Below are 23,448 nucleotides of genomic sequence, written 5' to 3' on the forward strand. Positions count from 1 at the left end.
ATTTAACCCTTGCGTGTTGCGTTGATCAGTTTCAGGAGCGCGGGACCATACAGGTTTTCCATCGCGCCGCAGAACAGGATGATCAGGCCCTGGATGAAGACAAAGGTCTCGACCGGGATGTTCGGTTTTTCCAGCGACAGGTCGAAACCGCCCTGGATCAGCGCGCCGAACAGCACCGAGGAGAGGAAGATGCCGATCGGATGCTGGCGGCCCATCAGGGCGATCGCGATGCCGATGAAGCCGGCGCCTTGCGGGAAGTTCAGGCTCAAGTAGTGGGTCGAACCCAAGATCGAATTCACCGAGGCCAGGCCGGCCAGGGCGCCCGAGATCAGCATGGCGACGATGATCATGCGGCTGATGCGCACGCCGGCGTAGTGGGCGGCGTGCTGGTTCAGGCCGGTGGCGCGCAGCTGGTAGCCCCAGGTCGAGCGCGACACCACCACGCCGTAGATGACCAGGGCGACGATGGCGATCGGGAAGCCGATGTTCAGCGGCGAATCGCCGAAGAAGGGCAGCCAGGCGTTCAGGGTCGGCAGGGCGGCGGCGTCCGAGAACACGCGGGTGGCCGGATTCTGTTCGCCTTCGGGCAGCAGGTACTTCACGATGATGAAGTTCATCAGGCTGGCGGCGATGAAGTTGAACATGATGGTCGTGACCACCACGTGGCTGCCGCGCTTGGCCTGCAGGTAGCCGGGCACGAAGGCCCACAAGGCGCCGAACAGGGCGCTTCCCAGCAGGGCCAGCGGAATCAGCAGCCAGGGCGAGAGTGTCGCGTCGAACGACAGCATGGCCAATGCCAGGCCGAGGCCGCCGAAGTACATCTGGCCTTCGGCGCCGATGTTGAACAGGCCGGCCTTCATGGCGATCGACACAGCCAGGCCCGTGAACACGAAGGTGCTGGCGTAGAACAGGGTATAGCCCAGGCCTTCCGGATTCACGACGGCCGAGTCGATCAGGATCTTCATCGATTCGACCGGGCTTTCGCCCAGCAGGTGGATGACGAGCGCGGCGACCAGCAGCGCCGACAGCAGGTTCAGGAGCGGCAGGACGATGCCCGTCGCCCAGCGTGGCAGTTCGGTGGTTTTCATCTGTTTCATGACTTGTGCATCCCGCCCATCAGGAGGCCGATGCGGGTGGTGTCGAATTCTTCAATGTTCAGCTCGCCGGTGACGCGGCCGCCGGACATGACCACGATGCGGTCGGCCAGGGCGCGCACTTCTTCCAGCTCCACCGAGACCAGCAGGATCGCCACGCCTTCGTCGCGCAGGCGCAGCAGCTGGGTATGGATCGATTCGATGGTGCCGATGTCGACGCCGCGGGTCGGCTGGCCGACCAGCATCAGTTTCGGCTGGGCCGAGACTTCGCGCGCGATGACGACCTTTTGCTGGTTGCCGCCGGAGAGCAGGCCGATGCGCAGGTCGGGGTTGTTCGGACGTACGTCGAAGGCCTGCAGCAGGTGGGCGCAGCGCTTCGTGATGGCGTCGAAATCGAACAGGCCCCAGCGGTTCTTCACGCGGTGCTCGTAGCCGAACACCGTGTTCTGCATCACCGAGTAATCCTTGATCACGCCGTCGCGCAGGCGGTCTTCCGGCACGTGGCCGATGCCGAGCTGGCGGAAGGTGTAGGGCAGGCCATCGGCGTTCGAGCGGCCGGCGTAGGGAAGCTGCTTGCCTTCGAGTTCGACCTGGCCGGACGTCGGCAGGCGCATGCCGGCCAGGATTTCCATCAGTTCGCTCTGGCCATTGCCCGAGACGCCGGCAATCGCGACGATCTCGCCGGCGCGCACGGTCAGGTTGATGTCGGCCAGCAGTTGCACCTTGCTCGCATCCTGCAGCTGCAGGTTATTCACCTTCAGCACCGGCGCGCCGGGATTGAAAGGCTTGCGCGGCAGGTTGCCTTCGATCGGACGGCCGACCATCATGTTGGCCAGCTGTTCCTTCGAGGTCTCGCTGGTCGTGACGGCGCCCGCCACACGGCCGGCGCGCATCACCGTCACCTGGTCGGTGATGTCCATGATCTCCTGCAGCTTGTGGGTGATCAGGATGATGGTCTTGCCCTGGTCCTTGAACAGGCGCAGGATTTCGAACAGGGACGCGGTTTCCTGGGCGGTGAGCACGGCGGTCGGCTCGTCCAGGATCAGGATGTTGGCGCTGCGGTAGATCTGCTTCAGGATCTCGACGCGCTGCTGGGCGCCCACCGACAGATCGTGGATGGTGGCCAGCGGATCGACGTCGAGGCGGTAGCGCGTGCAGATCTCGCGCAGGGTGTTCTCGACTTCCTTGCGTTTTGCAGCCAGCATGAAGCCGCCCTCGGCACCCAGCATCACGTTATCGAGCACGGTCATGTTTTCGACCAGCATGAAGTGCTGGTGGACCATGCCGATGCCGAGATCGATGGCTTCCTGGCTGCTACGGATGTTCCGTGCCTGGCCATCGATCAGGAGTTGCCCGCTGTCGGCATGGTAATAGCCGTACAGGATGCTCATCAGGGTGGATTTGCCGGCGCCGTTCTCCCCGATGACGCCATGGATGGACCCCTTGGCGATCGTGAAGCTGACGTCAGCGTTCGCTTGCACCGGCCCGAAGACCTTGCTTATATTGCGAAATTCTACGGCTGGCTGCATAGCGATGTGTCGTAAAAATGTTTGCTTAAAAATGATGAATGCATTGAGTGGCACGGCGGCCAGCTCAACGCATTAAAAGCGCGCCGCGCCGGAGGCTCCGGCGCGGCGCGCTGTCGTCAAAACGAGATGAAAATCAGACCGGGCAGCTGCTGCCTGCGCGGTAGTCGATGACCTTGATCTTGCCGTTGATGATGTCGGCTTTCACGCCGTTCACACGTTTTTCGATTTCCGGGGTGACGACCTTGCGGTTGTCCTTGTCCAGCACCCAGTCGACGCCGCCTTCTTTCAGGCCCTTATACGTGGTGCCGCCTTTCCAGGTGTTGTTCTTGACCTGCATGAAGGAGTCGTAGATCGCCACGTCGACGCGCTTGACCATCGAGGTCAGCATGTTGCCCGGGTGGAGGTAGTTCTGGTTCGAGTCGACGCCGATCGCCAGCTTGCCTTTTTCCTTGGCCATCTGCAGGGCGCCCATGCCCGAGCCGCCGGCCACGGCGAACACGACGTCGGCGCCGCGGTCGAATTGCTGGCGTGCCAGTTCGCCGCCCTTGGCCGGGTCATTCCAGGCCGCGGCGGTGGTGCCGACCATGTTCGAGACGATGTCGATCTTCGGCTGCTGGGCCTTGGCGCCCTGGGCGTAGCCGCAGGCAAAGGCGCGGATCAGCGGAATGTCCATGCCGCCGACGAAGCCGATCTTCTTCGACTTCGAGGCCATGGCGGCGGCGACGCCGACCAGGTAGGAGCCTTCCTGTTCCTTGAACATGATCGAGTTCACGTTCGCGCCCGGCGCGACGCTGTCGATCAGGACGAACTTGACCTTCGGGAATTCCTTGGCGACCTTGGCCACGGCCTGGGTCTGGGAGAAGCCGATGGCGGCGATCATGTCGAGCTTCTTGCGCGCGAGGCCGCGCATCACCTGCTCGGCCTGGGTATCGCTGTTGGCCTGGACTTCGATGTAGGGGATGTTCGTTTCTTTCTTGAAGCGCTCGGCGCCTTCGAAAGCGGACTGGTTGAACGACTTGTCGAACTTGCCGCCGGCATCGTAGACGATGCCCAGTTTCGGATTGGCTGCGCTGGCCGAACCGGCGATGCACAGTGCTGCAATCGTCATGCTGAGTTGCTTGAATTTCATGAAATAGCTCCTGGAATTTCGATATTGTACCCGGCGCAACGGCTGCGTTGGGAAGGGCGGCATAAAGGCAAGGCAAAGGCGCCTTCGTTCCGTGCCGGGCACAGGACGCTGGGCGCACGAATTTTTTACCGTGCGGATTGTGTCAGCCCCGAACGTTTCATGGGGTTACGATTTGTATCCGGGGCCTTCTCCCATGCCTGGCGTGCGCGAATGTCGCAGCAATGCAACAGCAAGGGGGAAGGGTGGTCCGGCCATGGGGCTGCGTGGCGCCGGGTAGCGGAACCTGCGCAGCTCAACCTGTCAAATATGCATCAGCCCGTGGATGCAAGACAAATACGATTTTACTTGGCAATTTATTCGAGGGAAATATAAATGCCGACAACATTCGGCATTTTTTTCCATCACGCCACAGTTTCGACAAGTTGCGGGGCGGGCAAAGGCTGGCGGAAGCGCTCGGTCAGGAAGTTGGCGACGCGCACCTGGGTGGCTTCCAGGTAGGGGATGTTCAGGTGGTCCGAGCCGGGGACGATCTCGTCGGCGATCAGGTTCGCCAGCTTGCCGCACAGCTGGTCGGTGTGCGAATGGGGCACGATGTCGTCGCTTTCGGCACGCAGCACGCAAGTGGGCACGGTGAGCGAAGGCGCGTACTTGATCGACTCGAAGCGGTGGCGCAGCATGTATTCGATCGGCATCGCGCGGAACTTGCGCTTGGCGATCGCCAGGATCGAATCGTAGGGCGTGATCAAGACCACCGAGTGGGCGGCGCGTTCCTTGGCCACTTGCACGGCCACGCCGGAACCGAGGCTGCGCCCGACCACGGCGATGCGGCGCGCGTCGACCTGGCCGAGGGCCGCCAGCCAGTCGTACAAGGTGCAGCCGTCGTCGATCATCAGGGTTTCGTCGGGGATGCCCTGGGAATTGCCGTAGCCGCGGTAGTTCATCGCCAGCACGGTCATGTTCGGGAACAGATTGCCGGCGTCGCGCACCACCCAGGACACTTCCTCGGAGCGGCCGCCGAAATACAGCACTGCCGGACGCGGACCCGGCACGCGCGGCGTCATCAGCCAGCCGCACAGGCGGGTGCCGTCTTTTGCGCGCAGGACGATCGGGCGGGTGCGATGGCCGCTGCTGCGCGGACTATTGACCTCGGGGATGATGGTCGGGTTGAACACCAGCCGGCGCTGGTTGGCTGCTACCGCAGCCGTCAGGCCCAGCCACAACACGCTGGCGAATCCCGCCATCCCTGCCGCCATTTTTTTCGATGTGTTCATGTGTACAGTCTACGCTCCTGCTGGCAACTCTTCTGTGCGGCACATCGCCATGCACTGCAACATCAGGCTGAGCTAGCGAGACAGTATGATTTGCGCAACAGCAACGCCGCCGGCCATGCATCCGGCATCGCTGTGGTCTAAGTACTCACCCATAAATAAATGTGTTTTTGGCTTCCATAACCGGCGCGTTGCTGCGTTGGCTCGCGCTTGCAGTGCTCGCACTGCGGCGCGCTCGCCGCCTTGCACTGCATCCGGTTCTGTTTGCCAAAACTCACATTTATTTCCGGTCGAGTACTTAGCGCGCCGGCACCAGCTTCAAGACCATGTTCTGCGAGGTCGCAGCCAGCGACCCGGCCGCCAGCACCGTGATGCCGCGCGGCGCGTTCAGGCTGCCGGGCAGGGGGCCGAGCACCACGTTCTGCGTGCCGGGCGTGCCGACCACGGTGCTGACCGTGCCCGAGGTGGCGATGCGGCGGATGCTGCCGTTGCCGGTATCGGCCACGAACAGCGTGCCGGCGCCGTCCATCGTCAGCGCGGCGGCGTTGCAGAAGCGCGCGCTGGCGCCGGGGCCGTCGGCGGTGCCGCATTGCCCGGCCGCGCCGGCAATCGTGCGTACCTCGCCGGAAGGCGAGATTTCGCGGATCGTCGAGTTGGCCGTGTCGGCCACGTACAGGTAGCCGTCGTCGTCGACCTCGATGTCGCGCGGTTCGCAGAAGCGGGCGGCGTTCCCGCGTCCGTCGGCGCTGCCGCAGGCGCCGGCCACGCCGGCCACGGTGGTGACGGCGTTGTTGCGGTCGATGCGGCGGATGGTGTGGTTCATGGTGTCGGCCACGTACAGGTTGCCGTTGCGGTCGAGCGTGATGCCCTGCGGGTTGCAGAAGCGCGCATTGCCGGCGCTGCCATCCTGGCTGCCGCACTGGCCGGCGGCGCCGGCGAGCGTGGTGACGGCGCCGCCCGCGCTTACCTGGCGGATGGTCGAGTTGCCGCTGTCGGTGACGTACAGGTTGCCGTCGATGTCGGCTTCGAGGCGGGTGGGGGCGTTGAAGCGCGCCGCGCCGCCGGCGCCGTCGGCGCTGCCGGGCGCACCGGCGCTGCCGGCCAGGGTGACCGCCACGCCCTGCTGCGAGACCTTGCGGATGGTGCCGCTCGCGCGTTCGGCCACGTACAAATTGCCGTCGGGCCCGAGCACGATGCCCTCGGGCGCATCGAAGCGGGCGGCCGAGCCGGAGCCGTCGAGCGATCCGCCGCAGGTGGGGCACAATCCGCCGGCGATCAGGAAGATGCCGGGGTCCGACGCGGAGCCGCCGCCCGGCCAGTCCGGCTTGTGCGGATAATCATGGTCGTCGTCGTAGTCGACGTAGCCGAAACCGAGCGAGACACCGCCGCCGCACGCGGCAAGGACGGTGGACAGGAGCAGCGCCCCGATGCGCACGCCGGATCGGCGCAGGAAGCGCAACAGTGGAGCGAAGATAGTCGGGGACATGGCATCTCCTTGGGCTGGACGTCGGCGGCTTGCCGTTCGTGACCGTATCGAGATTAGTGAGGCACGGCGTTCCAAGTATGAGCGCGATCAAGCGTGCGCGGGTGCACGCCAGAACTGCGCAGCGGTCCGCATGTGGGTTACTATGGCTCCTTACTATCGAATAACACCGGAGACACCGTGCATTATCTGCTCATCTACGATCTCGCTCCCGACTATCTCGAACGCCGCGCCGAGTTCCGCAACGAACACCTGCGCCTGGCCTGGGAAGCCCAGGAACGCGGCGAGATGGTGCTGGCCGGCGCACTCGACGAGCCGGCCGACCGCGCGATGCTCCTGTTCGATGTCCACAGCCCGCAAGTGCCGCAGCTGTTCGCCGCCAGGGACCCGTATGTCACACACGGCCTGGTGCGCGCCTTCCACGTGCGGCGCTGGAATACGGTGGTGGGCGACCTGGCCGGGAATCCGGTGCGTCCCGAATAAAGCCCCCTCAGCGGTTTCACTAAGGCAATCCGCCTTCGGTTAAACTCATCCGGCTAATCATTCAAGCCGGAGACCGTATTGCAAACCGCTGTCAACCTGTGGCCGCTGCTGGGCGTGGCCGTCATCGCCGCCGGCTTCCTGTTGCGTGCCAATCCCGTGCTGGTGGTGGTCGCCGCCTGCGGCGTTACCGGCGCCGCGGCCGCCATGCCCTTCCTGCACCTGCTCGAGTCGCTCGGCACGGCCTTCGTCAAGACGCGTAATTTACCGCTGGTCCTGCTGCTGCCGCTGGCCGCCGTCGGCCTGCTCGAGCGCTTCGGCCTGAAGGAGCACGCGATGGCCAGCATCGCGAAGATCCGCTCGGCCACCGCCGGGCGCCTGCTGATCGTCTACCTGTTCCTGCGCGAGACCACGGCCGCCGCCGGCCTCACCAGCCTGGGCGGCCAGCCGTCGATGGTGCGTCCGCTGGTGGCGCCCCTGGCCGAAGGCGCGGCCGAGGCGCGCAACGGCAAGCTGTCCGACAAGCTGCGCTACCGCATCCGCGCCATGGCCGCCGCCACCGACAACGTCGGACTGTTCTTTGGCGAAGACATCTTCGTGGCCTTCGGCGCCATCGTGCTGATGCAGACCATCCTGCGCGCCGAGGGCATCGAGGTCGATCCGCTGCACATGGCGCTGTGGGGCATCCCGACCGCGATCTGCGCCTTCGTGATCCACAGCTGGAACCTGCGCCGCCTGGACGCCGCGATCCACCGCGAAGGAGCGGGCAAGTGATTTTTTCGCTGCAATTCTTATATGTGCTCGTCGGCCTGCTGCTCGGTACCGTCGCGCTCCTGACCCTGCTCGACAAGGACCATCCGCGCCGCTTCACCAGTGCGCTGTTCTGGGGCCTGTACGCTTTCATTTATCTCGCCGGCGACGTCATTCCGGCGGCGGCGGCCGGTGCGATCATGATCGCGATGGCGTTGCTGGCCGGTTGCGGCCTGGTGCGCCAGGGCAAGCATGGCACGCTGGACGAAGCCACCCGCCGCGCCAGTGCCGCGCGCCTCGGCCATCAACTGTTCCTGCCGGCGCTGGTGATTCCGGTCGTGACCGTGCTCGGCGCCACCGTGCTGAAGGAAGTGCGCATCGGCGACTGGCTGCTGTTCGACCAATCCCACCTGACCCTGGCCAGCCTGGGCCTGGGTTCGCTGCTGGCCATCGGCGCCGCCTGCTGGCTGACCAAAGCGACGCCGGTGCAGGGTGTACGCGAGGCGCGGCGCCTGGTCGACGCCATGAGCTGGGCGGTGACCCTGCCGCACATGCTGGCCGTGCTCGGCCTGCTGTTCACCGAGGCCGGCGTGGGCAAGGCGGTGGCCCAGGTCAGCACCAGCTGGTTCGACGTCGATTCGCGCTTCGCCGCCGTGGCCTTGTATTGCATCGCCATGGCGGTGTTCACTATCATCATGGGCAATGGCTTCGCGGCCTTTCCGGTGATTGCCGGCGGCATCGGCATTCCGGTCCTGGTGAAGGTGTATGGCGCCGATCCGGCCATCATGGCTGCCATCGGCATGTTCAGTGCGTATTGCGGCACATTAATGACGCCGATGGCGGCGAACTTTAATATCGTCCCCGCGGCGCTCCTGGAGTTGCCTGACAAAAACGCGGTGATCAAGGCGCAGATTCCGACCGCGCTGCCGCTGCTGGCGGCGAACATCGTCCTCCTCTACTTCCTGATGAAGCCTTAGCCCACTATGAAAAAAACTGTCCTGCTGACCGGTTTCGAGCCTTTCAACGGCGCCACCGTCAACCCGGCCTGGGAAGCGGTGCGTGCGCTCAAGGGCTGGAGCGGCGACGATTTCCTGATCGAGGTGCTGCAGCTGCCCTGCGTGTTCGGCTTCGCCAACCGGGTGCTGGCCGGCGCCATCGACGAGATCAAGCCGGACGTGGTGATTGCCGTCGGCCAGGCCGGCGGCCGCGCCGACCTCACCGTCGAGCGCGTGGCGATCAATGTCGACGATGCCCCCATCGTCGACAACGACAGGCAGCAGCCGGTGGATGCGGCCATCGCCGAAGACGGCCCGGCGGCCTACTTCGCGACCCTGCCGATCAAGGCCATCGTCGCCGACATGCGCGAGCGCGGCCTGCGCGCCTCGGTGTCGCAGACGGCCGGCACCTTTGTCTGCAACCACGTGTTCTATGGGCTGATGCACCGGATCGCCGGCACCGCCATTCGCGGCGGCTTCATCCACGTGCCGTATTTGCCCGAGCAGGCGGCGGCGTTTGCCGGCGCGCCGGGGATGGCGCTGGAAGAGATTGTCGAGGGCTTGCGCGCGGCGGTCGAGGTGGCGGTGCGGGGTGGGGCGGATACGGCGGCGGTGGGCGGCGCGACGCACTGATCTTGCCGGCGTGGGCTGGACGCGTGGACGGCGCACCGGCCGCGTGAACGCATACCCTCGGGTATAGCCGTCCACCCTACGTAATACGGCCGGTATCCATGACGTAGGGTGGACGGCTACACCCGGGCGGGTATGTCAACGCTGCCCGAACGCCGTCCACGCGTTCAACAAGCCTATGCCAGGCGCACCAGCCGCCCGCATCACTCCCCGTCGGGATTCAGGATCTTCAGGAAAGCCCGCACCACCGGCGCATCGTCCTGGCTGGTGGTGGTGATGTAGAGATTCGCCGACGGCGGATTGGTACGGATCGGCAGGAAGGCGACGCCCGGCCAGCCGATGCGGCTGGTGGTCTGCGGCATCAGGGCCACCCCCAGGCGCGCGCCGACCATCGCCAGCAGGGTCTGCGGCTCGGCCGCTTCCTGGAAGATCGCCGGCTGGAAGCCCGCGTTCACGCAGCACTGGATCAAATAACGCGGTTCGGCCGACTGGTTCAGGTGCAGGGTCAGCATCGGCTCCTGGGCGATGTCCGTCAGCTCGATCGCTTCCTGGCGCGCCAGCGGATGCTCCTTGTGCACGGCCACGCAGAAGTTCTCGCGGAAGCACAGCTGCTGGCGCAGGTGCGCCGCCTTCAGCTCCTCATCGTCCAGGCGCGGCTCACGCCAGAAGCCGACGTCGATCTGCTTCGAGCGCAGCGCTTCCAGCTGTTCGTCCGGTCCCAGTTCGTGCAGGGTCCAGGTCACGCGCGGGAACTCGGTCTGGAAGCGCTCCAGCAGGCTCGGGATCGGCCCCCACATCGCCGAGCCGACGATGCCCACGCGCAGGCGTCCGACTTCGCCGCGGTCGATCTGGCGGATGGTGTCGATCGTCATGCGCATCCGGCCCAGCAGCTCGGAGGCTTCCGCCATCAGCGCCTTGCCGGCCACCGTCAGCTCGAAACTGCGCGTGGTGCGCGCGAACAGGCGCACGCCGAGCTCGGACTCGAGCTTCATGATCTGCTGCGAGAGCGGCGGCTGCGAAATGTGCAGGCGCTCGGCGGCACGGCTGAAACTCTTTTCCTCGGCCACGGCCAGGAAGTACTTCAGCTGTTTCAGGTCGATCGACATAAGCTTGTGATTAAGCGTTTCCGTTCAGGGCCACGGCCAGGCGCGCGCCGATCAGGGCATTGTGCTTGACCAGGGCGATGTTGGTGGCCAGGCTGCGTCCTTCGGTGAGTTCCTTGATGCGCGCCAGCAGGAAGGGCGTCACCAGCTTGCCGGTCACGCCTTGCTGTTCGGCTTCTTTCAATGCCTGTTCGGTGATGCGGTCGATCTCTTCCTTCGGCATGGCCGATGCCGCCGGCACCGGGTTGCTGACGACCACGCCGCCATCCAGGCCGAGCTGCCACTTGGTGCGGATGAAGGACGCCTGCGCTTCCGGCGTATCGAGCTGGAAGTCGGCCTTGAAGCCGCTTTCGCGCGTGAAGAAGGCCGGGAAGCCGGGCTGGCCGACGCTCACCACCGGCACGCCATGGGTTTCCAGGTATTCCAGGGTCAGCCCGATATCGAGGATGGACTTGACGCCGGCGCAGACCACGGCCACGTTCGTATTCGCCAGTTCCTGCAGATCGGCCGAGATGTCGAAGCTGGTTTCGGCGCCGCGGTGCACGCCGCCGATGCCGCCGGTAACAAACACTTCGATGCCGGCCAGTTCGGCGCAGATCATGGTCGCGGCCACGGTGGTGGCGCCGAGCAGCTTCTGCGACAGCACGTAGGCCAGGTCGCGGCGGCTGACCTTGATCGCGTCCTGCGCGGTGCCGAGGCGTTCCAGCTGCTCGTCGTTCAGGCCGACGCAGATCTTGCCGTCGATGATGGCGATGGTGGCCGGCACGGCGCCGGCGTCGCGGATGATCTGCTCGACCTCGCGTGCGGTCTGCACGTTCTGCGGGTAGGGCATGCCGTGCGAGATGATGGTCGACTCGAGGGCGACGACCGGCAGGCCGGCATTGCGCGCGGCAGAGACTTCGGGGGAGAACAGCAGGAAGGATTGCATGGGTAGACCTTATTCTTGAATCAAAGTCCCGAAGGTGTCCGGGGCGAGTTGCGGGCAAACGGTCTGGCGGCACTCGACCGTCATGGCCGACAGTTGCAGGCCGCGGCGGCAGGCCAGGGCCAGGTCGGCGCCGCCGCTGTGCAGCGACAGCACCAGGGCGGCGGCAAAGGCGTCGCCGGCGCCGGTGACGTCGACCACCTCGGCCGGCGGCGCGTCGAGGCGTTCGGCGCCGCCGCCCGGCACGGTGAACAGCACGCCGCGCGCGCCGAGGGTGACCACGACGTCCTCGGCGCCCTGCGCCTGGACTTCGCGGCAGGCGGAGGCCAGGTCGGCTTCGCTGGCGAGTGCCCGGCCGACGCGGGTGGCGAGTTCGCCTTCGTTCAGGATCAGCAGACGCACACCCACCAGCGACGCGGGCAGGCGGTTCATCTTCGGTTCCGACACCGCCACCAGGATCAGCGAGACGCCGTCGCGCGCGGCGTCGCGCTGCAGGGTGGCGATCGCATCGTGGGTCAGGTTCAGGTCGGCCACGATCAGCGAGGCGCCGGTGCGCTGCTGCTGGCGCGTGTCCAGGAAGGCCGGGGTGATGCGGTCGTACAGGGCCATGTCGGCCAGGGCCACCACCATCTGGCCGTCGCCGTCGAGCACTGCGGTATACGTGCCGCTGCTCGCGTCGTCGAGCTTGAAGGCGCCGCGGGTGTCGATGCCGACGCTGTCGGCGTGGGCGAGCAGGGCGCGTCCGGACGAATCGTTGCCGACCGCCGTGATCAGGGCGACCGCCGCGCCCATGCGCGCCAGGTTCTCGGCGATGTTGCGGGCCACGCCGCCGAAGGACTCGACCTGGCTGGCCGGGTTCGAGGTCCCCATCGCCAGCGTGCCTTCGGCGCGCAGCTTGCGGTCGAGGTTGGCGGCGCCCACGCACAGGATCGGGCGGTGGTCGGGCAGCACGTAGGCGCGGCCGAGCAGGCGGCGTTCGCGCACCAGGGTGGCGATGTAGCCGGCAACGGCCGAGCGCGAAAGCCCAAGTTCGGCGGCGAGATCCTGTTGCGCAATGAAGGGATTGGCACGGATCAGCTCGTACAACTGTTCTTTCTTGGAGAGTTCAGTCACGGTCGGCACTTATAAACAAATGTTGGTCGATACTAGACAAATGTTTGATCGCAGTCAATACATCGCCTGCACAATATTGTCCTGTTAGCTAAATTGTATCTGTAAGCCAACATGCAGCGGACATAAATTTACGTGGATTTATTTGTCAGCCATATAAATGCTGAAGAAAAATGGTATTTGCCATACATATCCGGGATAATGCATAGTTAGAATAATTTTTGGCTTATCAGTGTCTTGCTTGGGTGCCCCTCGGACGCTGCCTCTCCAGCGCCGCTCCCCACGACACGTCCCACGACAGCCTCCCGCCATTTCACGCTTACCCATTCAGATTCAAAGAAGGAAAACCATGTCCAGCAATACCCCATTCGAAGCCGCCGACGTCATCCGCGCCCGCAAGCCGGGCTTCGAGCCGCGCGTCGCCATGATCCTCGGCTCCGGCCTTGGCGTGCTGGCCGAGCAGATGCTCGATGCCGTGTCGATCAGCTATGCCGACCTGCCGGGCTTCCCGATCAGCACCGTGCACGGCCACGCGGGCGAGCTGGTGCTGGGCACCCTGGCGGGCGTGCCGGTGGTTTGCATGAAGGGCCGCGGCCACTTCTACGAAGGCTACGGCGCCCACGTGATGACCTCGGCCGTGCGCACCTTCAAGCTGCTCGGCTGCGAAATGCTGCTGGTGACGAACGCCGCCGGCTCGCTGCGTCCTGAAGTCGATGCGGGCAGCGTCGTCGTCCTGTCCGACCACATCAACCTGCTGCCGGGCAGCCCGATGGCCGGCCCGAACGACGACCGCTTCGGCCCGCGTTTCTTCAGCATGGCCAACGCCTACGATGCCGACCTGCGCGAACTGGTGAAAGCCACCGCGCTTGACAAGAACATCACCCTGGCCGAAGGCGTGTACCTGGCTGCGCCAGGCCCGAACTTCGAGACCGCCGCCGAAATCCGCGCCTTCAAGACCCTGGGCGCCGACGTGGTCGGCATGTCGGTGGTGCCGGAAGTGATCTCGGCACGCCACTGCGGCCTGAAAGTGGTGGGCGTCTCGGCCATCACCAACCTGGCCGAAGGCCTGTCGCCGTTCCCGCTGTCGCACGAGCAGACCCTGAAGTACGCGGCCATCGCCGCCAAGGACCTGGTCACCCTGATCCATTCCTTCGTCGAGCGCCTGGCTTCGATCCCACGCGCCGCCAACTAATCAACGACACGAGCGAAACAATGTCACGCGCATTCATCCTCCTGCTTGACTCCTTCGGCCTGGGCGCGCTGCCCGACGCCGACAAATACGGCGACGCCGGCACCAACACCTTCGGCCACATCGCGGAATGGGCCGCGAAGGAAGGCAAGCCGATGTCGCTGCCGAACCTCGAGCGCCTCGGCCTGGCCGCCGCCGCGCACAAGGCCAGTGGCGAATGGGCCGCCGGCTTCGACCAGCGCGACGGCTTTACCGGCGCCTGGGGCGTCGCGCGCGAGCAGTCGACCGGCAAGGACACGCAGAGCGGCCACTGGGAAATCGCCGGCGTGCCGGTGCTGTTCGACTGGGGCTACTTCCCGAAGACCGTGCCGAGCTTCCCGCAAGAGCTGACCGACAAGCTGCAGGAACTCACCAAGGTTCCCGGCTGGCTGGGTAACTGCCATGCGTCCGGCACCACCATCATCGACGAACTGGGCGACGAGCACGTCGCCAGCGGCAAGCCGATCCTGTACACCTCGGCCGACTCGGTGCTGCAGATCGCCGCGCACGAAGAGCACTTCGGCCTGGATCGTTTGTACGAGGTCTGCGAAGCGGCCTATGAGCTGGTCAAGCCCTATAACATCGGCCGCGTGATCGCGCGTCCATTCCTGGGCGAGAACGGCAAGTACAAGCGCACGTCCAACCGCCACGACTACGCCGTGCCGCCGACCGCGCCGACCCTGCTGGATCACGTGAAAAACGACGGCGGCGAAGTCATCGCCCTCGGCAAGATCAGCGACATCTTCGCGGCGCAAGGCGTGACCCGCCTAGTGAAAGGCCCCGACAACATGGCCCTGTTCGACCGCCTGCTGGAAGTGGCCGACGAAGCCCCTGAAAAATCGCTGAGCTTCGTGAACTTCGTCGACTTCGACATGCACTTCGGCCACCGCCGCGACGTCGCCGGCTACTCGAACGCGCTGCATGAGCTGGATGCGCGCCTGCCCGAGTTCATGGCCAAGCTGAAGGATGGCGACCTGGTCGTGATCACCGCCGACCACGGCTGCGACCCGACCGCCCCGGGCTCGGACCACACGCGCGAACACATCCCGATGATCTTCTTCGGCCCGAACGTGCAGCCGCAGGAACTGCCGACCGCGAACACCTTCTCCGACATCGGCGCCACGCTGGCCAAGCACCTCGGCGTCAAACCTCTCTCCAACGGAACCGCACTGCTATGACCCAGAACCTGGACTTCAAACGTAACACCGCCGTCGGCCTCGACCTCGGCTGGGTCAACAGCCTGAAGGTGAACCGCAATGCGGCCGACCGCCGCGCCGCCAGCCTGGCCAACCGCCGCACGGTGAAGAAGGAATACCAGGCCGCCTGGCTGATCCGCGCCATCGAGTGCATGGACCTGACCACCCTGGGCGGCGACGACACGCCGGGCCGCGTGGAGCGCCTGTGCATGAAGGCGATGCGTCCGCTGCGCGCCGACCTGATGCAGGCCCTGGGCCTGGAATCGCTGACCACCGGCGCTGTGTGCGTCTACCACGAGATGATCGAACCGGCCGGCAAGATCCTGAAGGGCCGCCTGCCGATCGCCGCCGTGTCGACCGCTTTCCCGGCCGGTCTCTCGAGCCTGGAAACCAAGCTGCGCGAGATCGAACTCTCTGTCGCCGCCGGCGCCACCGAGATCGACATCGTCATCACCCGCCAGCACGTGTTGACCGGTAACTGGCAAGCCCTGTACGACGAAATGCTCGCCTACCGCAAGGCTTGCGGCGAAGCGCACGTGAAAGCCATTCTCGCCACCGGCGACCTGGTCACGCTGGACAACGTGGCCAAGGCGTCGTGGGTCTGCATGATGGCCGGCGCCGATTTCATCAAGACCTCGACCGGCAAGGAAGGCGTGAACGCGACCATCCCGGTGTCGCTGGTGATGGTGCGCGCGATCCGCGAATACTACGAGCAGACCGGCTTCATGGTCGGCTACAAGCCGGCCGGCGGCGTCAGCACCGCCAAGTCCGCGCTGCAGTACCTGACGGTGATGAAGGAAGAGCTGGGCAACGAATGGCTGCAGCCGCACCTGTTCCGCATCGGCGCATCGAGCCTGATGACCGACATCGAACGCCAGCTCGAGCATTACGTGACCGGCGCCTACTCGGCCGCCCACCGCCACGCGCAACCTTAAACACCGAACGGATACGTCATGCCAACAATTAAAGAGATTCTGCAAACTATGGATTACGGCCCCGCACCAGAAAGCACCAAGGAAGCACAAGCGTGGCTGGACCAGCATGGACGCCGTTTCGGCCTCTTCATCGACAACGAGTGGACTGAAGCTGCCGACACCTTTGCCTCGACCAATCCGGCCGATGGCGTGGAACTGGCGCAGGTCACGCAAGCGACGAACGACGACGTCGAGCGCGCCGTTGCCGCCGCACGCCGCGCCCAGCCGGGCTGGGTGGCCATGGGCGGCCACGGCCGCGCGAAAGTCATGTACGCGATCGCGCGCCTGCTGCAAAAGCATTCGCGCCTGTTCGCCGTGCTCGAAACCCTGGACAACGGCAAGACCATCCGCGAGACCCGCGATGCCGACCTGCCTTTGGCCGCACGCCACTTCTACCACCACGCCGGCTGGGCCGCGCTGCAGGCCGAAGAATTCGCCGACTACCGCGCCGTGGGCGTGGTCGGCCAGATCGTGCCGTGGAACTTCCCGGTCCTGATGCTGGCATGGAAAATCGCCCCGGCCCTGGCCGCCGGTAACACGGTCGTGTTCAAGCCGGCCGAGTTCACCTCGCTGACGGCCCTGCTGTTCGCCGAGATCTGCCAGCAGGCTGGCGTGCCGGCCGGCGTGGTCAACATCGTCACCGGCGACGGCCGCGTGGGCGAAGCCATCGTGAACCACCCTGGCATCGACAAGCTGGCCTTTACCGGCTCGACCGAAGTCGGCCGCATCATCAGGAAGGCCACCGCCGGCAGCGGCAAGAAACTGTCGCTGGAACTGGGCGGCAAATCGCCCTTCATCGTGTTCGACGACGCCGACCTGGATGCCGCGGTCGAAGGCCTGGTCGACTCGATCTGGTTCAACCAGGGGCAGGTGTGCTGCGCCGGTTCGCGCCTGCTGGTGCAGGAATCGGTGTACGACCGCTTCATCGCCAAGGTCAAGGCGCGGATGCAGAACCTGCGCGTCGGCTCGCCGCTGGATAAATCGAACGACATCGGCGCCCTGGTCGACCCGGTGCAGCAGCAGCGCATCCACGGCCTGGTGGAAGCCGCCCGCGCCGAAGGCTGCGAGATCTGGCAGCCGGCCTGCGAAGCGCCGGAAGCCGGCTCGTGGTACTTGCCGACCCTGATCACCGGCGCCTCGACCTCGGCCGCCGTGGCCCAGACCGAAATCTTCGGGCCGGTGCTGGTCGCCATGAGCTTCCGCACCCCGGGCGAAGCCGTTCAACTGGCCAACAACACCGTGTACGGCCTGGCCGCCTGCGTGTGGTCGGAATCGATCTCGCTGGCGCTGGACGTGGCGCCGCAGATCAAGGCCGGCGTGGTGTGGATCAACACCGCGAACCAGTTCGACGCCGCTTGCGGCTTCGGCGGCTACAAGGAATCGGGCTTCGGCCGCGAAGGCGGCAAGGAGGGCATGTACGAGTACCTGACCGCGCTGTCGGAAGATGCACGCCCGGCCGCACCCGTGGTGGCCGCGAAAGCCGCCGCCAAGCCGGCAGCCGGCGACAGCCCGTTCGCCGTCGACCGCACCGCCAAGCTCTACATCGGCGGCAAGCAGGCCCGCCCTGACGGCGCCTACAGCCGCGCCATCCACGGCGCCGATGGCAGCTTCCTGGCCGACATCGGCGAAGGCAGCCGCAAGGACATCCGCAACGCAGTGGAAGCGGCGCACAAGGCGGCCGGCTGGTCGAAGGCCACCGCGCACAACCGCGCCCAGGTGCTGTACTACATCGCCGAGAACCTGGCGATCCGCGCCGACGAATTCGCCCAGCGTATCGCCGCGCAGACCGGTTCGAAAGACGCCGCACGCGAAGTGCAGGCCTCGATCGAGCGCCTGTTCTACTGGGCCGCATGGGCCGACAAGTACGACGGCCAGGCTCACCAGCCGCCGATGCACGGCATCACCGTGGCGCTGAACGAACCGGTCGGCGTGATCGGCATCGTCTGCCCGAACGAGAACCCGCTGCTGGGCTTCATCTCGCTGGTAGCGCCGGCGCTGGCCCTGGGTAACCGCGTGATCGCGGTGCCGTCGGAAGCGCATCCACTGTCGGCGACCGATTTGTACCAGGTGCTGGACACCTCGGACCTGCCGGGCGGCGCGCTGAACATCGTCACCGGTTCGGCCGACGAACTGGCGCGTACACTGGCCACGCACGGTGACATCGACGCGGTGTGGCGTCACGACGGCTCGGCGGAAGGCTGCGCCGAAGTCGAGCGCTTATCAAGCGAAACGCTGAAGCGCACCTGGGTCGGCGGCGGCAAGGGCCGCGACTGGTTCGATGCGAAGCAGGCCTGCGGCCGCGCGGTGCTGCAGCACGCGAGCCAGGTCAAGAACGTCTGGATTCCTTACGGCGTTTAAGATGGCATGAAAGACCGTTGCGTTAGCGCGTGACGGGTAGGGTGGGCGCCCCGTGCCCACGCGTGACGTATGAACAGTGTTGGCTTGTTGAAAAGCGGGCCAACAATGATCAGCGTTTACGCGTGGGCACGGAGCGCCCACCCTACGTCGTTTTCCGGCGCGGTCCTAATGATTGCGTCATTTGAACTATTTGATTTAGAGAGGCGAACATCCCATGTTCCTCCCCCAAGAAATCGTCCGCAAGAAGCGCGACGGCGGCACCCTGACCGCGGAAGAAATCCAGTTTTTCGTACGCGGCATCCCTGACGGCAGCGTCACCGAAGGCCAGATCGCGGCGCTCGCGATGGCCGTCTACTTCAACGACATGAGCATGGACGAACGCGTTGCCTTTACCCTGGCGATGCGCGACTCCGGCCAGGTCCTGGAATGGAAATCGATGAACCTCCCAGGCCCGGTGGTCGACAAGCACTCGACCGGCGGCGTCGGCGACGTGGTCTCGCTCATGCTGGGCCCGATGATCGCCGCCTGCGGCGGCTTCGTACCGATGATCTCGGGCCGCGGCCTGGGCCACACCGGCGGCACCCTGGATAAATTCGATTCGATCCCCGGCTACAGCACCGTGCCCGACCCGGAACTGTTCCGCAAGGTGGTGAAGGAAGTCGGCGTCGCCATCATCGGCCAGACCGCCCAGCTGGCCCCGGCCGACAAGCGCTTCTACAGCATCCGCGACACCACGGCGACCGTGGAATCGGTGGCCATGATCACCGGCTCGATCCTCTCCAAGAAGCTGTCGGCCGGCCTCGACGCCCTGGTGATGGACGTGAAAGTCGGCAGCGGCGCCTTCATGCCGACCCCGGAAAAATCGCTGGAACTCGCCGAGAGCATCGTCAAGGTCGGCAACGGCGCCGGCACCCGCACCTCGGCCATCCTCACCGGCATGGACGAGTCGCTGTGCCACGCCGCCGGTAACGCCGTCGAAGTGCGCGTCGCCATCGACTACCTGACGGGTAAATCGCGCCCGGCGCGCCTGCACGAAGTGACGATGGCCCTGTGCGCCGAGATGCTGGTGATTTCCGGCCTGGCCGCCAACGACGCCGAGGCACGCGCCAAGCTGCAGGCTGCGCTGGATTCGGGCGAAGCCGCCGAACGCTTCGCACGCATGGTCACCGCCCTCGGCGGCCCGGCCGACCTGATGGACAAGCCCGACGCCTACCTGGAAACCGCACCGGTCATCGTGCCGGTGCCGGCCCTGGAAGCCGGTTACGCCAGCTCGGTCGACACCCGTGGCCTGGGCCTGGCAGTCGTCGCCCTGGGCGGCGGCCGTGTGCGTCCGCAGGATGCGATCGACTTCGCTGTTGGTCTCACCGGCTTGGTGGAACTCGGCGACAAGATCGACGTCGGCCAGCCGCTGGCGACCGTGCATGCGCGTACCCAGGCAGCAGCCGAGCAGGCCGTGCGCCAGGTGCAGGCAGCCTACCAGATCGGCGCCGAGAAACCGGCGGCCCAGCCGATGATCCACCGCACCATCCGTCCAGAACAAGACGCATGAAGTACGACAAACTCATCGAAGAAGCCCGCGCCGCGCGCGAGCTGGCCTACACGCCGTATTCGAACTTCAAGGTCGGCGCCGCCCTGGAGTGCAAGGACGGCCGCATCTTCCGCGGCTGTAACGTCGAAAACGCGTCGTATGGCCTGTGCAACTGCGCCGAGCGCACCGCGTTCTTCTCGGCGATCGCCCATGGCTACAAGCCGGGCGACTTCACGGCCCTGGCCGTGATCGGCCAGACCGACGGCCCGATCGCGCCATGCGGCGCCTGCCGCCAGGTCGTGCTCGAGCTGGGCGGCAACGCGCTGCCTGTGGTGTTGACCAACCTGAAGGGCGACATCCTGGAAACCACGGCGGCCGAGCAGTTGCCGAACGCCTTCGGTGGCTGGGACCTGGGCTGCTGAGTCGGGTTGTCAAGTCTCGATCGCGGTGAGCGGCGTGCGCCTTGCGCATGCTGCTTTCCTCCAGACAAGCGCTGCACGCGAAAGCGGAGCAGCGCTTTTATTTTGTCGGTCGGATTTTTCTTAAAGATGCTTTCACAAATGGCTTAAGCGGCTGTCGGGAGCACACTGCACGGTGTAGCAATCTATGTTGCAGTGGCAATTGATCTGATCCTGAGCAAGGGTTGACGCCTGAACTCGGCGTGTAATCGCTGGGTTCAGGTTGCTGTTCCGCACATTCTCGTCGGCGCATGCGGCCTGCATCTCAAGGAGGTCGCCCATGCCGCAACACCCCGTTTCTGGTCTGCTCGCGTCGCTCAGCCGCTATACGCAGGATACGCGTTTGATCAGGCTGGCGACGCCGCTCGGTGAGCAACTGCTGGCTGAATACGTGCGCGGCGAGGAGGGGATGAGCCAAGGCTTCACTTTCCGGATCGACGCCCTGTGCGAGGACGCGCACTTGCCGCTGAAGTCCCTGGTCGGTCAGCCCGCCTTGTTGCAACTGATGACCGCCAGCAGCCGCGATGCGCTGCGACCCTTCCATGGGCATATCACGGCGGCGCAGATCAGCGGCGCCAACGGCGGGCTGGCCCGCTACCACCTTACGCTGCAACCCTGGAGCGTCTTCCTCGGGCTGGGCCGCGATAGCCGGGTCTTCCAGGACATGACCGTGTTCGACATCCTCGATGCTGTCTTCGCGGGCTACCAAGGACGATCCAGGCTCATGCCAGCGTGGCGCTACGAGATCGCCGACCGCAGGATCTATCCGCAACGCAGCCTGACGACACAGTATCAGGAGAGCGATCTTGCCTTTGCCGAGCGCCTGATGCACGAGGAAGGCCTGTTTTACTTTTTCGAGCACGAGGGCGACCGTGGCAATGCGGCGCTCGGCTGCCATACGATGGTGATTGCCGACCATAACGGCGTCTTCCAGCCGAACGTACAGTCGGCGGTGGATTTCACCAAGCCAGGCGCCGTAATGCGTGCCGACAGCATCGACCGCTGGCGTACCGAGTCGCGCCTGCGCACGGATGCCGTCGAGATGGGCAGCTGGGATTACCGCAACGTGTGCCAGCGCCAGGTAATGGCCGCGGGCGTGGGGGGCGACGTCAGCCTGAACAGCCGCGACGCGCCGGGCGTGTATGCCTGGGCCGACCGCGAGCATGGCCAGCGTATCGTCACTAGGCAGATCGAGGCGCTGGAAGCCACGCACCAGGTGCATGTGGGCGCCGGGACGGTGCGTACCTTTGCCCCCGGCACCACGTTTTCGCTGCACGGTCATGCCCGCTTCGACGAAGCACGCACCGATGCCGACCGCCGCTTTGCCATCACGCGTGTCGTGCACCTGATGCACAACAATCTGTCGGCCGAAGTGCGCGGCAGCGTGCATGGCTTGCTGGGAATTGGCGCGGTTGCGGCGGCGCTCGATGCCGAGGCCGGCATGCGCGGTGCCGGCGAGGGGAGCGCTGAGCGGCCTATCTACCGGAATCGCTTCGATGCCTTGCTGGCCAGTATTCCTTACCGCAGGAGCGGCGTCGATGCGCACGGCCAGCTCCTGCATCCGCGTCCGACGGTGCGTGGGCAGCAGACGGCGATCGTGATAGGACCGTCTGGAGCAGTGGCGCATACCGATCGCGATCATCGCATCAAGGTCCAGTTTCACTGGCAGCGCGGAGATGCCAGCCATAGCCGTATGGCGCATCCGTATCCCGGTCGTCACACCGGTGCGCCCGGCAACGACATGGCCGGCACCTGGGTGCGCGTGATGACCCCGCTCGCGGGCGCGAACTGGGGCAGCAACATGGTGCCGCGCGTGGGCCAGGAAGTGCTGGTCGATTTCCTGGGAGGCGATATCGACCGGCCGGTGGTGATCGGGTGCCTGTACAACGGGCGCGGGCAGGTGGATGCGCAGCACAACAGCATGGCGTATGGAGCGGGGGCGGTGACGGGCAATGCGCCTGCGTGGTTCCCGAGCGAAGGCGGCGCACATGCGCATCCGGCGGTGCTGTCGGGGTTCAAATCGCAGGCGATGCAGGACAGCCAGAGCGGGAAAGGCGCCTACAACCAGCTGGTGTTCGACGACAGCGCGGCGCAGCCGCGGGTTGTATTACAGCGGCATGGCAAGGCGCATGACGGTTCGGCGGAGCTGAACCTGGGGCATTTGCGGCACCAGAGCGATAACGGGCGACTGGACGTCGTGGGGTTCGGTTCGGAGTTGAAGAGCGAGCATAGTGCTGCGCTTCGGGCGGGGCAGGGGATGCTGCTGTCTTGCGATGGGCGCGATGGCGACAGTGGTAATCAGCTCGATTCGCGCGAGGCGCAGACGCAGATTGAGGCGAGTGGTCAGTTGCAGCTGGGGCTGGCGACGCAGGCGCAAAAGCATGTCGCGAAGATGAAGGGGGCGGCGGATGCGGCGGCGTTACCGGCGTTGAAAGAGATAGACCATAGCCTGGAGGTGCTTGCATCTATGGCCGAGGACGCCGTTGGACATGGAAACATCGCCGCATACAGCGAGCCTTATCTACAGTTGTCGAGTCCTGCCGGCATCGTTGTGAATACCCGGCACCATGCGGTGCTGGCTAGTGGTACCACCGCAAGCATGAGTGCTGGTCAAGACATCAACCTGGCAGCGCAAGGGAATGCGTCTACAGATGTGATGGAGGGAATTAGTCTATTCAGCTATGGGAAAGCTCAAAATAAAACAAAGGCTACCCAGGAGACAGGTCTCCAGCTACATGCTGCTAGCGGAAAGTTAAGCAATCAGAGTCAATCAGGAAAAACCTCAATTGTCGCAGATAAGACAATAACCGTCGCTAGTGTTGCTAGCACGGCTGTAGTTAGCGCGCCAAAAAAGCATGTGTTGATGACAGCGCAGGGTGCGTACATCAGGCTGGAAGGTGGGAATATCGAAGTACATGCGCCGGGCAAGGTTGATTTCAAAGCAAGTAAAAAAGAACTGGCCGGACCGACCAGTATGTCTAGCGTTCAAATAGCAATGAAAGTTAGAGAGCTGAATATAAAGCGCGATTTGGAAATCGAATATATTGACGCCGATGGGAATGTTCTAAGTGATGAGCCGATTTTCTTCAAATTTTCGGATGGGACAGAAAAAACTTCGATGTTGGATAGCAGTGGAAAGGCGACCCTCAAGAAAGTTCCACTAGGACCATTTAGGGCGAAGCAGCCACGACGTAGATAGCCAACCCATCT

The 23,448-nt window shown here is 64.9% G+C and carries 19 protein-coding genes; 11 read left to right on the forward strand and 8 right to left on the reverse strand.

Annotated features, from left to right (window positions below):
- Positions 1-2: 2 nt before the first annotated feature.
- From QPK31_RS20540 to QPK31_RS20560, 5 genes are all read right to left on the reverse strand, one after another.
- The gene (locus tag QPK31_RS20540) at positions 3-1,088 is read right to left on the reverse strand and encodes an ABC transporter permease (RefSeq protein ID WP_290424820.1); all 1,086 of its coding nucleotides are present in this window, start codon (positions 1,086-1,088) and stop codon (positions 3-5) included.
- 5 nt (positions 1,089-1,093) lie between these two features.
- Positions 1,094-2,623, reverse strand: coding sequence for an ABC transporter ATP-binding protein (locus QPK31_RS20545; RefSeq protein ID WP_308634090.1), 1,530 nt, complete (start codon positions 2,621-2,623; stop codon positions 1,094-1,096).
- A gap of 133 nt (positions 2,624-2,756) precedes the next feature.
- Positions 2,757-3,752, reverse strand: coding sequence for a BMP family protein (locus QPK31_RS20550; RefSeq protein WP_290424747.1), 996 nt, complete (start codon positions 3,750-3,752; stop codon positions 2,757-2,759).
- Positions 3,753-4,153: 401 nt separating this feature from the next.
- Positions 4,154-5,023, reverse strand: coding sequence for an alpha/beta hydrolase (locus tag QPK31_RS20555; protein WP_290424748.1), 870 nt, complete (start codon positions 5,021-5,023; stop codon positions 4,154-4,156).
- Between the two features lie 295 nt (positions 5,024-5,318).
- Positions 5,319-6,506, reverse strand: coding sequence for an SMP-30/gluconolactonase/LRE family protein (locus QPK31_RS20560; protein WP_290424749.1), 1,188 nt, complete (start codon positions 6,504-6,506; stop codon positions 5,319-5,321).
- A 177-nt stretch (positions 6,507-6,683) separates the two neighbouring features.
- On the opposite strand from QPK31_RS20560, the gene QPK31_RS20565 reads away from it, so the two are divergent.
- The 4 genes from QPK31_RS20565 to pcp all read left to right on the forward strand — a co-directional run bounded on the left by QPK31_RS20565 (position 6,684) and on the right by pcp (position 9,361).
- Positions 6,684-6,986: a YciI-like protein gene (locus QPK31_RS20565; protein ID WP_290424750.1), complete on the forward strand. Its 303-nt coding sequence runs from the start codon at positions 6,684-6,686 to the stop codon at positions 6,984-6,986.
- Between the two features lie 78 nt (positions 6,987-7,064).
- On the forward strand, positions 7,065-7,757 hold the full coding sequence (locus QPK31_RS20570; RefSeq protein WP_290424751.1) for a DUF969 domain-containing protein: 693 nt from the start codon (positions 7,065-7,067) through the stop codon (positions 7,755-7,757).
- Positions 7,754-8,710, forward strand: a complete 957-nt coding sequence (locus QPK31_RS20575; protein WP_290424752.1) for a DUF979 domain-containing protein — start codon at positions 7,754-7,756, stop codon at positions 8,708-8,710. Before QPK31_RS20570 ends, QPK31_RS20575 begins: the two co-directional genes overlap by 4 nt.
- 6 nt (positions 8,711-8,716) lie before the next feature.
- On the forward strand, positions 8,717-9,361 hold the full coding sequence (gene pcp / locus QPK31_RS20580; RefSeq protein WP_290424753.1) for a pyroglutamyl-peptidase I: 645 nt from the start codon (positions 8,717-8,719) through the stop codon (positions 9,359-9,361).
- Between the two features lie 200 nt (positions 9,362-9,561).
- Here pcp and QPK31_RS20585 read toward each other — a convergent pair whose 3' ends face one another.
- The 3 genes from QPK31_RS20585 to QPK31_RS20595 are packed head-to-tail and all read right to left on the reverse strand — an operon-like array spanning position 9,562 to position 12,499.
- Complete coding sequence (locus QPK31_RS20585) at positions 9,562-10,464, reverse strand: LysR family transcriptional regulator (protein WP_290424754.1); 903 nt, start codon at positions 10,462-10,464, stop codon at positions 9,562-9,564.
- Between the two features lie 10 nt (positions 10,465-10,474).
- Positions 10,475-11,389: a pseudouridine-5'-phosphate glycosidase gene (locus QPK31_RS20590; RefSeq protein ID WP_290424755.1), complete on the reverse strand. Its 915-nt coding sequence runs from the start codon at positions 11,387-11,389 to the stop codon at positions 10,475-10,477.
- A 9-nt stretch (positions 11,390-11,398) separates the two neighbouring features.
- Positions 11,399-12,499 carry a carbohydrate kinase gene (locus QPK31_RS20595; RefSeq protein WP_290424756.1) on the reverse strand — a complete coding sequence of 367 codons (1,101 nt, stop codon included), beginning with the start codon at positions 12,497-12,499 and terminating at the stop codon, positions 11,399-11,401.
- 346 nt (positions 12,500-12,845) lie between these two features.
- Here QPK31_RS20595 and xapA point away from each other — a divergent pair, with 346 nt between their 5' ends.
- The 7 genes from xapA (at position 12,846) to QPK31_RS20630 (ending at position 23,437) form a co-directional block, all read left to right on the forward strand.
- Positions 12,846-13,688: a xanthosine phosphorylase gene (xapA, locus tag QPK31_RS20600; RefSeq protein ID WP_290424757.1), complete on the forward strand. Its 843-nt coding sequence runs from the start codon at positions 12,846-12,848 to the stop codon at positions 13,686-13,688.
- Between the two features lie 20 nt (positions 13,689-13,708).
- Positions 13,709-14,902, forward strand: coding sequence for a phosphopentomutase (locus tag QPK31_RS20605; RefSeq protein WP_290424758.1), 1,194 nt, complete (start codon positions 13,709-13,711; stop codon positions 14,900-14,902).
- A complete protein-coding gene (gene deoC / locus QPK31_RS20610; RefSeq protein ID WP_290424759.1) occupies positions 14,899-15,855 on the forward strand; it encodes a deoxyribose-phosphate aldolase in 957 nt (318 codons plus the stop codon). Before QPK31_RS20605 ends, deoC begins: the two co-directional genes overlap by 4 nt.
- Before the next feature lie 18 nt (positions 15,856-15,873).
- Positions 15,874-18,252: an aldehyde dehydrogenase family protein gene (locus QPK31_RS20615; RefSeq protein WP_374045829.1), complete on the forward strand. Its 2,379-nt coding sequence runs from the start codon at positions 15,874-15,876 to the stop codon at positions 18,250-18,252.
- A gap of 214 nt (positions 18,253-18,466) precedes the next feature.
- Complete coding sequence (gene deoA, locus QPK31_RS20620) at positions 18,467-19,801, forward strand: thymidine phosphorylase (protein ID WP_290424761.1); 1,335 nt, start codon at positions 18,467-18,469, stop codon at positions 19,799-19,801.
- On the forward strand, positions 19,798-20,202 hold the full coding sequence (locus QPK31_RS20625; RefSeq protein ID WP_290424762.1) for a cytidine deaminase: 405 nt from the start codon (positions 19,798-19,800) through the stop codon (positions 20,200-20,202). Before deoA ends, QPK31_RS20625 begins: the two co-directional genes overlap by 4 nt.
- A 316-nt stretch (positions 20,203-20,518) precedes the next feature.
- Positions 20,519-23,437 carry a type VI secretion system Vgr family protein gene (locus QPK31_RS20630; RefSeq protein WP_290424763.1) on the forward strand — a complete coding sequence of 973 codons (2,919 nt, stop codon included), beginning with the start codon at positions 20,519-20,521 and terminating at the stop codon, positions 23,435-23,437.
- The last annotated feature ends 11 nt before the right edge of the window (positions 23,438-23,448 follow it).

It is taken from the genome of Massilia sp. YIM B02769, assembly GCF_030411995.1.
Classification (GTDB): Bacteria; Pseudomonadota; Gammaproteobacteria; order Burkholderiales; family Burkholderiaceae_D; genus Telluria.

What these genes read in the sequence shown, in the direction of transcription:
- QPK31_RS20555 (WP_290424748.1), bottom strand. Translation starts at nt 5,023, where the DNA reads ATGAACACATCGAAAAAAATGGCGGCAGGGATGGCGGGATTCGCCAGC.
- pcp (WP_290424753.1), top strand. Translation starts at nt 8,717, where the DNA reads ATGAAAAAAACTGTCCTGCTGACCGGTTTCGAGCCTTTCAACGGCGCC.
- QPK31_RS20605 (WP_290424758.1), top strand. Translation starts at nt 13,709, where the DNA reads ATGTCACGCGCATTCATCCTCCTGCTTGACTCCTTCGGCCTGGGCGCG.
- QPK31_RS20585 (WP_290424754.1), bottom strand. Translation starts at nt 10,464, where the DNA reads ATGTCGATCGACCTGAAACAGCTGAAGTACTTCCTGGCCGTGGCCGAG.
- QPK31_RS20540 (WP_290424820.1), bottom strand. Translation starts at nt 1,088, where the DNA reads ATGAAAACCACCGAACTGCCACGCTGGGCGACGGGCATCGTCCTGCCG.
- QPK31_RS20560 (WP_290424749.1), bottom strand. Translation starts at nt 6,506, where the DNA reads ATGTCCCCGACTATCTTCGCTCCACTGTTGCGCTTCCTGCGCCGATCC.
- QPK31_RS20550 (WP_290424747.1), bottom strand. Translation starts at nt 3,752, where the DNA reads ATGAAATTCAAGCAACTCAGCATGACGATTGCAGCACTGTGCATCGCC.
- QPK31_RS20615 (WP_374045829.1), top strand. Translation starts at nt 15,874, where the DNA reads ATGCCAACAATTAAAGAGATTCTGCAAACTATGGATTACGGCCCCGCA.
- xapA (WP_290424757.1), top strand. Translation starts at nt 12,846, where the DNA reads ATGTCCAGCAATACCCCATTCGAAGCCGCCGACGTCATCCGCGCCCGC.
- QPK31_RS20630 (WP_290424763.1), top strand. Translation starts at nt 20,519, where the DNA reads ATGCCGCAACACCCCGTTTCTGGTCTGCTCGCGTCGCTCAGCCGCTAT.
- QPK31_RS20625 (WP_290424762.1), top strand. Translation starts at nt 19,798, where the DNA reads ATGAAGTACGACAAACTCATCGAAGAAGCCCGCGCCGCGCGCGAGCTG.
- QPK31_RS20545 (WP_308634090.1), bottom strand. Translation starts at nt 2,623, where the DNA reads ATGCAGCCAGCCGTAGAATTTCGCAATATAAGCAAGGTCTTCGGGCCG.
- deoA (WP_290424761.1), top strand. Translation starts at nt 18,467, where the DNA reads ATGTTCCTCCCCCAAGAAATCGTCCGCAAGAAGCGCGACGGCGGCACC.
- QPK31_RS20590 (WP_290424755.1), bottom strand. Translation starts at nt 11,389, where the DNA reads ATGCAATCCTTCCTGCTGTTCTCCCCCGAAGTCTCTGCCGCGCGCAAT.
- deoC (WP_290424759.1), top strand. Translation starts at nt 14,899, where the DNA reads ATGACCCAGAACCTGGACTTCAAACGTAACACCGCCGTCGGCCTCGAC.